The 13,826-nt window shown below is 34.6% G+C and carries 12 protein-coding genes; 7 read left to right on the forward strand and 5 right to left on the reverse strand.

Annotated elements, in window-relative coordinates:
• The first annotated feature begins 241 nt into the window (after nucleotides 1–241).
• From amaB to AC4PRO_RS03450, 3 genes are all read left to right on the forward strand, one after another.
• Nucleotides 242–1,795, forward strand: coding sequence for an L-piperidine-6-carboxylate dehydrogenase (amaB, locus tag AC4PRO_RS03440; RefSeq protein WP_492116328.1), 1,554 nt, complete (start codon nucleotides 242–244; stop codon nucleotides 1,793–1,795).
• Nucleotides 1,796–1,874: 79 nt separating this feature from the next.
• On the forward strand, nucleotides 1,875–2,957 hold the full coding sequence (locus AC4PRO_RS03445; RefSeq protein WP_492116329.1) for a HipA domain-containing protein: 1,083 nt from the start codon (nucleotides 1,875–1,877) through the stop codon (nucleotides 2,955–2,957).
• Nucleotides 2,954–3,607 (forward strand): HIRAN domain-containing protein, encoded by a 654-nt coding sequence (locus AC4PRO_RS03450; protein ID WP_074720529.1) that lies wholly within the window; start codon nucleotides 2,954–2,956, stop codon nucleotides 3,605–3,607. Before AC4PRO_RS03445 ends, AC4PRO_RS03450 begins: the two co-directional genes overlap by 4 nt.
• Nucleotides 3,608–3,771: 164 nt before the next feature.
• Here AC4PRO_RS03450 and AC4PRO_RS03455 read toward each other — a convergent pair whose 3' ends face one another.
• The 5 genes from AC4PRO_RS03455 to AC4PRO_RS03475 form a co-directional block, all read right to left on the reverse strand.
• A complete protein-coding gene (locus AC4PRO_RS03455) occupies nucleotides 3,772–4,269 on the reverse strand; it encodes a DUF6646 family protein (RefSeq protein WP_492116330.1) in 498 nt (165 codons plus the stop codon).
• Between the two features lie 46 nt (nucleotides 4,270–4,315).
• A complete protein-coding gene (locus AC4PRO_RS03460) occupies nucleotides 4,316–5,041 on the reverse strand; it encodes a metallophosphoesterase (protein WP_492116331.1) in 726 nt (241 codons plus the stop codon).
• Nucleotides 5,042–5,753: 712 nt separating this feature from the next.
• Nucleotides 5,754–6,893 (reverse strand): ATP-binding protein, encoded by a 1,140-nt coding sequence (locus AC4PRO_RS03465; protein WP_492116332.1) that lies wholly within the window; start codon nucleotides 6,891–6,893, stop codon nucleotides 5,754–5,756.
• A gap of 220 nt (nucleotides 6,894–7,113) precedes the next feature.
• Nucleotides 7,114–7,866 carry an SDR family NAD(P)-dependent oxidoreductase gene (locus AC4PRO_RS03470; protein WP_492116333.1) on the reverse strand — a complete coding sequence of 251 codons (753 nt, stop codon included), beginning with the start codon at nucleotides 7,864–7,866 and terminating at the stop codon, nucleotides 7,114–7,116.
• Between the two features lie 75 nt (nucleotides 7,867–7,941).
• Nucleotides 7,942–8,814 (reverse strand): aldo/keto reductase, encoded by an 873-nt coding sequence (locus AC4PRO_RS03475; protein ID WP_492116334.1) that lies wholly within the window; start codon nucleotides 8,812–8,814, stop codon nucleotides 7,942–7,944.
• Nucleotides 8,815–9,026: 212 nt separating this feature from the next.
• On the opposite strand from AC4PRO_RS03475, the gene AC4PRO_RS03480 reads away from it, so the two are divergent.
• From AC4PRO_RS03480 to AC4PRO_RS03495, 4 genes are all read left to right on the forward strand, one after another.
• Nucleotides 9,027–10,031: an AAA family ATPase gene (locus tag AC4PRO_RS03480; protein ID WP_074720541.1), complete on the forward strand. Its 1,005-nt coding sequence runs from the start codon at nucleotides 9,027–9,029 to the stop codon at nucleotides 10,029–10,031.
• A gap of 89 nt (nucleotides 10,032–10,120) precedes the next feature.
• Nucleotides 10,121–10,984: a DUF58 domain-containing protein gene (locus AC4PRO_RS03485; RefSeq protein ID WP_492116335.1), complete on the forward strand. Its 864-nt coding sequence runs from the start codon at nucleotides 10,121–10,123 to the stop codon at nucleotides 10,982–10,984.
• Between the two features lie 95 nt (nucleotides 10,985–11,079).
• Complete coding sequence (locus AC4PRO_RS03490; protein ID WP_492116336.1) at nucleotides 11,080–12,708, forward strand: hypothetical protein; 1,629 nt, start codon at nucleotides 11,080–11,082, stop codon at nucleotides 12,706–12,708.
• Nucleotides 12,708–13,709 carry a vWA domain-containing protein gene (locus tag AC4PRO_RS03495; RefSeq protein ID WP_492116337.1) on the forward strand — a complete coding sequence of 334 codons (1,002 nt, stop codon included), beginning with the start codon at nucleotides 12,708–12,710 and terminating at the stop codon, nucleotides 13,707–13,709. The genes AC4PRO_RS03490 and AC4PRO_RS03495 overlap by 1 nt, the downstream gene beginning before the upstream one ends.
• Nucleotides 13,710–13,826: the final 117 nt, after the last annotated feature.

A 13,826-nucleotide genomic window follows, 5' to 3' on the forward strand; every position in this document is an offset into this window, starting at 1 on the left:
ATCTTTTATGGCCTCGTTTTTTAACGAGGCCATAAAAGGATGCCGCTACTACCGGGGCTAGGAAATTGCACACGCAAATCTGTATTTTTTTCAATCTAGAAAAAAAGCAATAAGAAAAAAGGGCTTTGGTAAGAAGCAGTCTATTTGTAAGGATATTTTATAAGATGATTTTTGTATAATACGTCTTTAAACAATATCTTTACAAAAAAATAATATAACAATTTCAACCAAAAAAGTTACAATGATAACAATAGCAAATCAATTCGGAATGAAAGAGGCTTTGGCACAATTGGGCATAAAAGACATAAATGAAGGAACTTCAACAGGATTAAATCATTTTTCAAATGGAGAGATCCTTGAAAGTTATTCGCCTGTAGATGGTCAATTGATAGCGAAAGTTAAAACTTCTACAGCGGCAGATTACGAAAAAGTAATGCAATCTGCTACTGAAGCTTTTAAAACATTCAGATTGATGCCAGCACCGCAACGTGGTGAAATCGTGCGTCAGTTTGGAGAAAAATTACGTAAAAATAAAGACGCTTTAGGTAAATTGGTTTCTTACGAAATGGGGAAATCATTACAAGAAGGATATGGAGAAGTTCAGGAAATGATTGATATCTGTGATTTTGCAGTAGGTCTTTCTCGTCAATTGCATGGATTAACAATGCACTCTGAACGTCCGCAACATAGAATGTATGAGCAGTATCACCCATTAGGAGTGGTAGGGATTATCTCAGCGTTTAACTTTCCAGTAGCAGTTTGGGCTTGGAATACCGCTTTGGCTTGGATCGCTGGTGATGTTTGCGTTTGGAAACCATCTGAGAAAACACCTCTTTGTGGAATTGCTTGTCAAAACATAATTGCTGAGGTAATAAAAGAAAATAATCTTCCAGAAGGAATTTCTTGTTTAATCAACGGAGATTACAAAGTAGGAGAAATGATGACTAATGACAAACGTGTACCGTTAATTTCGGCAACAGGTTCTACTCGTATGGGGAAAATCGTTGCGCAAACTGTAGCAGGTCGTTTAGGAAGATCATTATTGGAATTAGGTGGAAACAATGCAATCATCGTTACCCCAGATGCTGATATAAAAATGACTGTTATCGGGGCTGTTTTTGGAGCTGTAGGAACTGCAGGACAAAGATGTACTTCAACACGTCGTTTAATTATTCATGAAAGTATTTACGATACAGTAAAAGATGCTGTTGTGGCTGCTTATAAGCAACTAAGCATAGGAAATCCATTAGACGAAAACAATCACGTTGGACCGCTAATCGATACGCATGCTGTCGAAATGTACAATAGAGCGTTGACTAAAGTAGTAGAACAAGGTGGTAAAATCCTCGTAGAAGGTGGTGTTCTTTCAGGAGAAGGGTATGAAAGTGGATGTTATGTGAAACCTGCAATTGCAGAAGCAGATAATTCATTCGAAATCGTACAACACGAAACTTTTGCTCCAGTATTGTATTTATTGAAATATTCTGGAACTGTAGAAAATGCGCTTGACGTTCAAAACGGAGTAGCTCAAGGATTATCATCTGCGATTATGACAAACAACTTAAGAGAAGCAGAACACTTCTTATCTGTTGCTGGATCAGATTGTGGTATTGCCAATGTAAATATCGGAACTTCAGGTGCTGAAATCGGTGGTGCTTTTGGAGGAGAAAAAGAAACAGGTGGTGGACGTGAGTCAGGTTCAGATGCATGGAAAGTGTATATGCGTCGTCAAACTAATACAATCAATTACGGAACCTCTTTGCCTTTGGCACAAGGAATAAAATTTGATTTGTAAAAAAATTAAAAATAGATGGTTATATCAAACGCTTTTTCTACTTTAGATTAAGCGTTTTTTATTAAAATAAATTCATCAAATGAACCAATTTGAAGCAACATTTACAGATATTTCCGATTGGCATAAAAATGTTCATTATAGCACAGGTGGAACAAGAAGTAAGTATATTGCTTTGGAACCAGAGACAAATGACGAATATTTTTTTAAAGGATCTAAAGAAACTCCAAAGGGAGAAATTAGATATCCAACTGAATTTTGGTCTGAAATTATATCCTCAAAAATTGGTCAATTTTTGGGTTTTCCAATGTTGGACTACGACATAGCATATGACAGTAAGCATAAACAAGAGATTGGTTGTCTTTCAAAATCGATGGTTTTGGGGTTTAAAAATAAATTAACAGAAGGGAAGACTTATTTAACGGGATTTAATGCTCGGTACAATCCTGATATAGATAAAAAGGACTATACATTTCAGTTTATTTGTAATGCTTTAACAAGTTTTTCATTAGATTGCTATATCAAAAATATTGTCGAAATTATTATCTTCGATAGTATTATTGGGAATTCCGATAGGCATCAAGAGAATTGGGGTATAATAACAAAGCATGAAATAATACATGAAAAAAAACTTGAAAAAGATATTGTTTCTAAAGTAGAGGAACGAAGTATTTATAGGAAAATAAGAAGATTAAGCAGAAGGTTTTTTACAGATGATAGTATCAAATCTGAACAAATATTAGAAAACCCTAGTCTTGTCGTAAAATTCGAAGTTAAGCATAAATTAGCTCCAATTTACGATAGTGGTTGTTGTCTAGGGAGAGAGCATTTAGATGAAAAAGTTCTTAAAATGCTCAATGACTCTCAGATGATAGAGGCATATATAAAAAAAGGAGAATCCGAAATTCATTGGGAAGGGAATGAAAAAAAAAGAAAACATTTTGAACTAGTAAAGTTGTTGTTAGTGCATTATCCAACTGAGACACAAAAATTTATAGCTAGAGTGGAAGAGAAATATAACGCAGAAACAATAAAAAATATAATTGACAATATTGATGTTAATCTTCCGAAAGATTTAATTAAATTTAAATTGTCGGAATCGAGAAAGCAGTTGATGTTTAAATTGGTAACTTTGCGCATAGAAAAATTAATTAAACTTTTATGAAAGCATTAGGAAACATACACCTTATCTGGCGACCAGGCAAAGGCAGTAGTAGAATATCTGTTGGCACAATTAAAAAAAGTGCTTCGGAGGGAATCCGCTTTCAATATAATCAAGACGAAGTTGTTAAGGCGAAAAAATTAGGGTTTATACATTATGAAGGTTTTCCAGACACGACTAAAGTTTATACCGAAAATGTAATTGAAATTTTTGGTCAACGACTAATGCGAAGTGAGAGACCTGACTTAAAAGAGTTTTATGATTTTTGGGGTGTTGATTTAAAGAAGAAGGAAGATAAATATTACATGTTAGCTTTTACACAAGGAATGTTGCCGACTGATAGCTTTGAGTTTTTGGCCGATTTTAACCCAGAAGATAATTTGTCATTTGTGACTGAAATAACTGGTTTATCTGAAGCTGAAATAGCTTCAGATAAAGTTTCAATAGGAGATATTTTAAATTATGAATTAGAACCTCAAAACTCTTTTGATAAAAAAGCTGTTAAGGTATTTAAAGATGATTTTTATTTAGGTCATATTAAATTGATTCATTGTAAAGTTTTTCATAAAACTCAAAAAAAATTTAAATTAGTTGTTCAAGGAATTGAAAAGAATGGAGTGTTAAAAAGAATATTCGTTAATGCGAGTCTTTAGATCAGTGCGTTTATTAATCGAGCAGATAAATAAAATAAAAATTTGCCTTTGGCACAAGGAATAAAATTTGATTTGTAGTACCTAAAATACATAAACTAAAAAAGGCAATTTGAAATTTTCAAATTGCCTTTTTTTATTGTAAAAATAGAGTAATTTTTTTCTCGTTACAAATTAAATGAAGCTCCAATATTGAATGTAAATTGGTTGTTCAAATGGTCAAATTCAGTTATATTTTTGTCGTATTTAGCAATTGGAAATCCCGCCTCACTAAATAATCCAAAACCATCGGTAAAGAAATAACGGAAACCAAGATGCGCTCCAAAGTTTCTTAATCCTAAATCTAAACCAGGATAAACATCCATTTTTGGATCTAATTGCATAACGTTGCCTAAATTAGCATTAAATCGTGCTTTTAAATCAATTCGATCACCAAATTCAGGCGTGTTCCCAAATTCATCAGAAGCAACAGATAGTAAGTAATTAGCAGTCAGTCCTAAGGACATGTTTTCGCCAATACCAAAATCAGAAGAAATAAAAACTCCTGAACCTCCATCTTGTAGATTTAGACCTACTTGACCCTTAACATCTCCATTTCCTTTAAAAGCTTGCGCATTTGTCAACCATACAGTTGATAATAATAATAATGTGAATACTTTTTTCATACTTTTTAATATTTAATACAATTCATACAAAATTAGTTTATTAATTTTAATTTCTGCCCTTTTCGTCAAAATACAAAGTGTTCAAGGGCTCACTTTGCCAGAATTCTTTTGTGTTAACATCCATTATGGTTAATGGTCCTTTAAAAGCGGCTCCTGTATCCATATTCCAGACACAAGCCATTTGTACGGGTTCTGTTTTTCCTATGCGGGTAACAGGAGTGTGACCTATGTAGATTTCGTCATACAAAGTCAATCGTTTTGGATAGAGCAAATCATTGGGTTTGATGCTTCGGTCTAATGAAAGTGCCGTTTCCCACAAAGTTCTGTCCCAATAAAATAATTTAGGAAAGAATTCATATGTGACGCCATTCATGTTCGTAAAGCCGGCATGAACAAAAAGCCGATTCTTATTGTCAAGATAATAGTCCTGCAACGACTGTAAGAATTCAATATGTATGCCTTTTGTTGTTGCATCCACTTTTTCATAAGCCATAACGGTTGCTTCTCCTCCGTGTTTGTACCACATAAGATTGTCTTTGCTGTCTTTTAACCAGTGTAATAATAACTCATCGTGATTGCCCCTGATAAAGACGCAGGTGTTCGTAGTATTCAATTCAATTAAGTAATCGAGAATTTGTGGAGATTGGCTCCAGCCATCAACGTAATCCCCCAGAAAAATCAGGGTGTCTTTTTTGGTGACTTTGGCTCTTTCCATAATTTGATGCAGTGCGCGTAAACCGCCGTGTATGTCGCCTATAACTAATGTTCTCATTTTGTGTATGGTCAATCGGGATTATAAAAAACAACAAAAATGTTTTTTTTCTAATCCATAAAATTAAGGAAAAGAGTTGGGAAGTGAGGATTTTTATCTAGTTATCTTAAAAATAAATTAGGAGGCAAAACCAAACAAAAGGGAATTGATTTTGTTTAAAGTATTTTAGTAAACTATAATAACACACTATTAGTATGGCCGCCTCAGTCGCGGTCAAGAGCAAATGGATACAATTAGGCTGCAAGAAAAGTGAGAGAGGAGAAAGCAGGATCTTTAGAAAATTAGTTGAATTAGATTGAAGGCACAATAAAATATATATTCATTTATTTATTTAAGTTGTTGATTTTTAAATAAAAAGCTTATTTTTGGACTACATAAATATCACTAAATTTAGTGATTGTTTACTGTGGTATTTTGAAGTAATTTTACATAAAAACTTTTTGCAATGAATACACTTATCGTTTTATCGCTACTAATTATTCGAATTGTTGCCAATTTTATCAATGAACTTTTTTTTGCAGTCTGTCATTTTTAAGATAAAGCAGTGAAAGGCATTTTTTAAGAAAAAATTGATCTATTGATGGTTTCCTAGCAAACGCAACTTGACTTTTTTTCAAATTTTGATGGGGTACAAGAAGTACTTGTAAATTACGGATGCAAGTTGGTAAAGGAAGCTTTTATACATTAGTTTTTCCATTACTTCCTTAATTTTTCACTTCACATCATATTTCATCTTCCTCAAAATTCGCAGTGCTTCCTTAAAGGACACGTAAATTTGTGGATAAGGTTTTAAAAGGGACTTTGCATTTATCAGTTTTTCTTTGGCGTCTTCAAAGCCGTTGAGGTAACAAATCATGAATGTCGAGGGAACGTTTTCTAGGTCCTTGTGTTCACTCGCGACTAATGTCAGCCCTTTTTTTATTTTTTCTAACAAAGCAAGATTGGAATTGTAAATGTGATAAAGCATTTTTCGACTGAATTCCGGTGGTTGGAAAAGCATCTCGTTTTCTATTTTGTAATAACCGTTTTCATAAAAATAAATAGTCTGTTTCTCTAGAGGATAATAACTCGTTTTATCATTTAGTCCCAAAGAAAGATATTCAGTAATGGTAAAAGTATCTTCATCATAAGTAATGGTAACCACATCTTGATCGGAATAGAACAATTTAATTTGCTCATTGATCAGTTCGATGTCAACACGGGACAAAAATGTTTTATCTCTTACTTTTTTTGGAGTTCCGGCCCAGCAAATCACAAATAATTCTTTGAAAACCTTGTACTTGGGCGCCATGTCTTTGTGGCGAAAATTCATAAAATCAAATACGCCGTCCAAGGTGTATTTGATGTTGTTTCGAGCATTATTCTCTATCCCAATTACGGTTTCCGAGTTTTGAAAATTCTTTTTAATTTTTTCTACCGTTGGCATTGTGTTACTACCATGTCTAATAAAGACACTTTTGGCTAGAATAGTATAAATTCCTTTTTTAAAATAGGAGGTGTTGTTTTTTGGTTTAATGGTCACTAATCCAACCACTTTGTCTTTTGGTAAATTTGGGAAAGGGACATTTTCATATTGAATTTTGGGTGGATGTTCTAAATAGGCATTCACTAAATTTTGAATGTGGCTATCATCAAAAAAATCGACACCCACGATTTCATTGTCTTGATCTTCGACTCCTACCACAATGTAAGAATTATTGGCAGGGTTTGAATTGGATAAAGCGCAAATATGTTTTAAAAACTTGGCTTTTCCTTCCCGAGTATGCAAGTTCAACTGACGCTTTTTGTCATAAAAGCTACTCTCATCATTTTGCGCGAGCAGGTTTTTAATTAAAAGGCGTTTGTTAATCATCTAGAATACTTGTTGTTGCTTATTAAACCGTTGGGTGAAATATTTAAAAATTAAAACACATAGAAACAGATAAATAAGAAGGACTGCGCAGTTTGCAGGAGCTTTGGGCTCTATTCACAAAGCTGTTTTTTACTTCAAAAAAAGTGAAACGTCTACAAAAGCTAAAATATAAACTATGTTTCTATGTGTTTAAAAAACTAATTACCTTAAATGCGTCGCTTTAATCTTTTTTTATAATAGTAGAAGAAGCCTGAGCGGTACTCATTACGACTAAATCGGCAATATTGACATGGTAGGGTCTGGACACCACAAAGTGAATAATGTCGGCAATATCTTCTGGCTGCAAAGGCGTGAAGCCTTGGTACACTTTTTCGGCTCTATCCGTATCTCCTTTAAAACGCACTTCGCTAAATTCAGTTTGAACCATTCCGGGGTGAATAGCACCCACTCGTATTCCAAAAGGATTTAAATCCATGCGCATGCCTTGATTTAAGGCGTCAACCGCATGTTTTGTGGCACAATATACATTCCCATTTGGATATACTTCCTTTGCGGCAGTGGAACCAATATTAATGATATGACCTGATTTTCTTTCAATCATTTGGGGGATGATGGCTTTAGAAACATACAATAAACCCTTTACGTTGATGTCGATCATAGCGTCCCAATCGTCTAAATCTCCATTTTGAATAGGGTCTAAGCCATGGGCGTTACCCGCATTGTTAATAAGAATATCGATGGTAGAAAAGGCTTCAGGTAAGGAAGCGATGCTTTCTGATACGGCTTTTTTATCGCGTACATCAAAAAGTAAAGTATGTACCGCTGTGAGTTTAGAAAGTTCTTTTTCAAGCTCCGCCATTCGGTCTTCGCGTCTTCCGCAAAGGATAATTTTATAATTGTTTTTTGCTAAAATTTGTGCAGTTGCTTTTCCGATTCCGCTGGTTGCACCGGTTATTAAGGCTGTTTTACTCATGGTTTATTATTTCTGTCGAAATCAGTACTATTGGATTTCATTTTTAATTTTTTAAAAAGACAATCTTTATTCAACTTAAGGAACGTCTTGCCCCATACTTTCTGCCCAGATTGAAAACCAATCTTCTTTTTCAAGATCTAGTTCGACGGCTTTCATCAATGATTGTATTCTGGCAACATTTACTGTTCCTGCAATTGGAATCACTTTGGCTGGATGTTTTAAAACCCAAGAAAGTAAAACCGTATCAGCGCCTAAATGGTATTTTGAAACCATTGTTGCCAATATTTTTTTCAGTCGATGGGTTTGCGGAATGTCATTTCTGAAAATAAATCCTAATGGATTCCAAGACATCGGACGAATATTATGTAGCTGCATATAGTCAAAACTTCCGTCAATCATAGGCTCAAAATTTGTTGCCGAAAACTGGACCTGATTGTAACTTATTTCTGTTTTTTGACGAATCAATTCGGTTTGAGAACTGGTAAAATTAGAAAGTCCAAAGTCGACTATTTTCCCCTCTGATTTTAGTTTTTCTACCGCTTCGGCAATTTCATCTGCTTGCATCAACGGACTAGGTCTATGCAACAAAAATACATCTAAATAATCAGTTTGTAAATTCTTTAACGATTGTTCAACTGACCAGATAATGTGCGACTTAGAGTAATCGTAATGTTTGATTTTAGTATCACGATTTTCAGCTAGCATTTGGATCCCACATTTGGAAATTAGCTGCATTTTTTCTCTGGCTATTTTACTCGAAGCAAATGCTTTTCCAAAATCAGCTTCAGTGGTGTAACCACCATAAATATCGGCATGGTCAAAGGTGGTAATTTTGTTTTCTAAACAGACATGGATCATACTTTCCATTTCCTTTGAAGTTAGGTTTTTATCCCAAACTCCCCAATTCATAGTACCTGCAATAATAGGTGATAATGTCGTTTTACTCATGGTTTTTATTTTTTACTGAAACGCGTAATTTTCTTAATTGAAAGTATATTTTTCAAAGTTCTTAAAAATATAAAAATTGTATCACAATTCGTCCTTAAAATTAGGTCTTTATTCGAAGTTTTAACCATTTTTTAACATCTTACCTCTAAAAAATAATTCAATTTGCACTCTCAAACAGAAGGCATTAAATTCAAGGTTTTAAATATAACGATATGGAAGAAAATACATCGACTTTAGACATTAGAGCAATCAATGAAAAAATCGAAAGAGAGAGCGCATTTATCGACCTCTTGACAATGGAAATGAATAAAGTGATCGTGGGTCAAAAGCACATGATTGAGAGATTATTGATTGGACTTCTTGGACAAGGGCATATTTTATTGGAAGGTGTTCCGGGCCTAGCAAAAACGCTAGCTATAAATACACTTTCCCAAGCGGTACACGGATCGTTCAGCAGAATACAATTTACACCAGATTTATTGCCAGCAGATGTTGTGGGAACAATGATTTACAACATTAAACAAAATGAGTTCTCTATCAAAAAAGGGCCTATTTTTGCCAATTTCGTTTTGGCAGATGAGATAAACCGTGCGCCGGCTAAGGTGCAATCGGCATTGTTAGAAGCCATGCAGGAAAAGCAAGTGACCATTGGTGACACTACTTTTAAACTAGACAGACCTTTCTTGGTTTTGGCAACTCAAAACCCAATTGAACAAGAAGGAACGTACCAACTTCCGGAAGCACAAGTCGATCGTTTTATGTTGAAAACGGTTATTGATTACCCTAAAATGGATGAAGAGCGCATGGTCGTTCGTCAAAACTTAAAAGGTAGTTATGAGAAAGTAAACCAAGTTGTTTCGGTAGAACAAATTCTACGTGCACAGGAAGCGGTTCGCGAAGTGTATATGGATGAAAAAATCGAGAAATATATTCTTGATATTGTTTTCGCTACGCGCTATCCAGAGAAATATAAATTGGCCGACTTGAAGCCGTTAATCAGTTTTGGAGCTTCTCCGCGTGGAAGTATCAATTTAGCCAATGCGGCCAAATGTTATGCTTTTATAAAACGTCGTGGTTATGTAATTCCAGAAGATGTTCGTGCTGTTGTTCATGATGTATTGCGTCATAGAATTGGGGTTACCTATGAAGCTGAAGCTGAAAACATTACCTCTGTTGATATTATCAATAAAATTATAAATGAAGTTGAAGTACCTTAAACCAGTATACAGTGAGCAGTTTTTAGTGAGCAGTTTCTCTCGCAGCAGATAACTGAACACTCAATAACTGATACTGAACACTATAAAACATGGATACAAAAGAGCTTTTAAAAAAAGTACGAAAAATAGAGATTAAAACCCGAAGATTGAGCGATCATATCTTTTCAGGGGAATACCACACCTCATTCAAGGGACGCGGAATGACTTTTAGCGAAGTACGTCAATATCAATATGGAGATGATATTCGTAATATTGATTGGAATGTTACGGCGCGTTACAATGAAGCTCATGTAAAAGTCTTTGAAGAAGAGCGTGAGTTGACGATGATGTTGATGGTGGATATCTCAGGTTCGGAAAGTTTTGGTTCTAAAAATCAATTCAAAAAAGATATTGTTACGGAGATTGCCGCAACTATGGCTTTTTCGGCAACACAGAATAATGATAAAATTGGATTGATTTTGTTTTCAGACCAAATTGAATTATATATTCCACCAAAGAAAGGCAGGTCGCACGTTTTGCGTATCATTCGTGAATTGATCGAGTTTGAACCTAAAAGCCGTAAAACGGATATAGCTCAAGCCTTAAAGTTTTTATCCAGCACTCAGAAAAAGAAAGCCATCGTATTTGTTATCTCTGATTTCATGTCTGAAAATTATGAGCATACATTAAAAATTGCAGCTAAAAAACATGACATCACAGGAATTCGAGTGTATGATATTCGAGAACAAAAAATGCCGAATATTGGAATGGTACCAATGATTGATGCTGAAACAGGAGAAACACAATTAGTTGACACGAGTTCGAAAACGGTTCGATTCAACTACGAGAAATATTATAGTAATCAATTAGTTTATTTCAAGGAAACATTCAGTAAATCAGGTGCAGGAGTCGTAAACACTAGAGTCGACGAAAGTTATGTGACTAAATTATTAGGCTATTTTAAATCGAGGTAATGATTAACGATTGAATAATTTTAATTCTAAGTGTAAAACATCATAAATCGTTAATCTGAAATCAAAAATCATTCGCCTCAAACTGAAAATAAAAAATGAATAAAGTTTACCTACTATTATTGCTTTTTTCAACCGCTATTTTTGCCCAGCAAAAACGAGTGGTAACTAGTATAGATACAACTAAGAACAAAATTGGCGCGGAGTTTAAATTAACGGTAAAAACCTCAGTGGATACGTTGTCTAAAGTTGATTTTCCAATACTTAAAAATATTGGTGCTCTCGAAGTAATTCGTTCTTACCCTATAGACACGATCAAAAATAACGATCGGTATGAATTAATTAAGAAATATGGGTTAACACAGTTTGATTCTGGAAAATATACGATTCCTAGTATAAAGATTCTCATCAACAGCAAACCGTACATGACCGATTCAATTGCGGTTGAGGTGGCTAATGTTCAGGTGGATACCTTAAAACAAAAGATGTATGACATCAAAGACATTGTTCCCGTAAAGAGTTCGATGGGCGATTGGTGGAAATACCTTTTGATACTAGCGTTCATATTAGGTATTGGTGCATTAGTGTATTGGTTTGTAAAAAAGCAACAAAAGAAAAAGATTGAAGCAGAGGTGTACAAAACACCGATAGAAAAAGCAACCAGCTTACTGAATACCTTAGAACAAAAAGAACTTTGGCAAAAAGGAGAAGTGAAAGCTTACTATAGTGAATTGACCGATATTGCCCGTAATTATATTGAAGAAGCAATCGATATTCCAGCGATGGAAAGCACAACTTCTGAGTTGATTATTGGTCTTAGAGCAGCTTCTTTAAAAAAGAAAATGACGCTTTCACAAGAGACTATAGAGAATTTGGAGCGTGTTTTAAAACAAGCCGATTTAGTGAAATTTGCCAAATCTAAGCCACTAGAGTACGAAATTACCGAGGATAGAAATAAAATACAAAAAGCAATCCTTACACTAGACAGTGCTATTCCTGTAGAAATCGAAATAGAAGAGGATACTTTATTGAATGAAGCACAAAAACAAAAACAGATCCAAACTCAATTAAGGAAACAAAGAAGTAAGCGTATTCTTATTGCAGTGGCTTCTATTGCTTTCTTATTGCTAGCAACGACAACTTATTTCATCGTTACTAAGGGATTCGACTATGTAAAAGACACTATTATTGGACATCCTACAAAAGAATTACTTGAAGCCGAATGGATAAGAAGTACCTATGGAAATCCCGGAGTTACTATCGAAACTCCAAAAGTGCTTAGAAGAATTGATTTAACAAAATCACTCCCAAAAAATGGTCTGCAGCTCGTTAAAGAAATGCAATCTTTTGCCTACGGTAGTTTTGTTGATAATTTTTACTTGATGGTTTCGACCATTAAATACAAGCAAGAAGCAGAAATTGATTTGAAAAAATCGATGGAAGTTACCTTACAGACATTGGAGTCTCAAGGTGCGCAAAATATGATTGTAAAACAAGAAGATTTTGACACTAAAGAAGGTGTAACGGGTTTAAAATCATACGGAACATTTTCAAGATTCAATGTCAATTCTAAAAGCAGCGAAAGACTGTATTATGAAATACTGTTGTTTAGTCAAGAAGGGGGATTGCAACAAATCATGATTTTCCATGAAGAAGGGGATGCGTATGCAAACGAAATATCAGACCGAGTTTTGAACTCTGTCGAATTAATACAACTAAGTAAATAATGGGAAATATCACATTTTTAAATCCTGAGTTTTTCTGGTTGTTTCTTTTGATTCCAATAGCCATAGTTTGGCTATTTGTGAAAAGAAACCGTCAATCAGCCACTTTAAAAATAAGTTCAATTAAGGGGTTTAAATCTTCAGAATCTTTATTAGCAAAGCTAAAGCCTTATTTGAGCGTATTAAGATTAGTTGCATTGAGTTCTTTGATTGTCGCTATGGCAAGACCTAGAACTGTTGATGTAAGTAATAAAACGAAAACAACAAAGGGAATAGATATCGTTATGGCAATCGATGTATCAGGGAGTATGCTTGCCAAAGATTTGAAGCCGAACAGAATGGAAGCGTTAAAAAGAGTAGCCGCTGATTTCGCAGATGAAAGACCCAATGATAGAATAGGACTTGTGGTTTATGCTTCTGAAGCGTATACAAAAACTCCGGTTACCAGTGACAAAGCAGTTGTTCTGGAGGCTATCAAGAGTATAAAATACGATAATGTTTTGCAGGATGGTACTGGAATAGGAATGGGATTAGCTACAGCGGTAAACCGTTTAAAAGACAGTAAAGCCAAGAGTAAAGTGATTATCCTTTTAACGGACGGTGTCAATAATGCAGGTTTTATTGAGCCAGAAACGGCTGCCGATATTGCGAAACAATATGGTATAAAAGTATATACAATAGGCATTGGAACAAACGGTATGGCTGAATTTCCATACGCGGTGGGACCAAACGGTCAATTTTTATTCAAAATGATGAAAGTCGAAATTGATGAAAAATTGATGAAAAGTATCGCCAATAAAACGGATGGACGTTATTTTAGAGCAACAAGTAACAACAAGTTGGCTGAAATTTATGGCGAAATCAATAAACTGGAAACGACCGAAATTGAAGAATTAAAATTCTATGATTATGATGAGAAATACAGGCCTTTTGTTTGGCTTGCGGGTTTTTTATTATTAGCTGAGATCGGATTAAGAAATACAGTTTACAAGAGCTTTATATAGGATCCTCCCACAGCCCCCTCCGAAGGAAGGGGTGACTGGATGTGAAAACTAGAATTTAATTAAAGAGTAACTATTGCCGTTTTGCGTAGAAGATAAAGGTGAATGATGACCATTGTT

It is taken from the genome of Flavobacterium sp. DW-iso2 (assembly GCF_058725285.1).

Excerpts from the sequence above, each read along its gene's own strand:
- amaB (WP_492116328.1), top strand. The coding sequence starts at position 242 with ATGATAACAATAGCAAATCAATTCGGAATGAAAGAGGCTTTGGCACAA.
- AC4PRO_RS03445 (WP_492116329.1), top strand. The coding sequence starts at position 1,875 with ATGAACCAATTTGAAGCAACATTTACAGATATTTCCGATTGGCATAAA.
- AC4PRO_RS03450 (WP_074720529.1), top strand. The coding sequence starts at position 2,954 with ATGAAAGCATTAGGAAACATACACCTTATCTGGCGACCAGGCAAAGGC.
- AC4PRO_RS03455 (WP_492116330.1), bottom strand. The coding sequence starts at position 4,269 with ATGAAAAAAGTATTCACATTATTATTATTATCAACTGTATGGTTGACA.
- AC4PRO_RS03460 (WP_492116331.1), bottom strand. The coding sequence starts at position 5,041 with ATGAGAACATTAGTTATAGGCGACATACACGGCGGTTTACGCGCACTG.
- AC4PRO_RS03465 (WP_492116332.1), bottom strand. The coding sequence starts at position 6,893 with ATGATTAACAAACGCCTTTTAATTAAAAACCTGCTCGCGCAAAATGAT.
- AC4PRO_RS03470 (WP_492116333.1), bottom strand. The coding sequence starts at position 7,866 with ATGAGTAAAACAGCCTTAATAACCGGTGCAACCAGCGGAATCGGAAAA.
- AC4PRO_RS03475 (WP_492116334.1), bottom strand. The coding sequence starts at position 8,814 with ATGAGTAAAACGACATTATCACCTATTATTGCAGGTACTATGAATTGG.
- AC4PRO_RS03480 (WP_074720541.1), top strand. The coding sequence starts at position 9,027 with ATGGAAGAAAATACATCGACTTTAGACATTAGAGCAATCAATGAAAAA.
- AC4PRO_RS03485 (WP_492116335.1), top strand. The coding sequence starts at position 10,121 with ATGGATACAAAAGAGCTTTTAAAAAAAGTACGAAAAATAGAGATTAAA.
- AC4PRO_RS03490 (WP_492116336.1), top strand. The coding sequence starts at position 11,080 with ATGAATAAAGTTTACCTACTATTATTGCTTTTTTCAACCGCTATTTTT.
- AC4PRO_RS03495 (WP_492116337.1), top strand. The coding sequence starts at position 12,708 with ATGGGAAATATCACATTTTTAAATCCTGAGTTTTTCTGGTTGTTTCTT.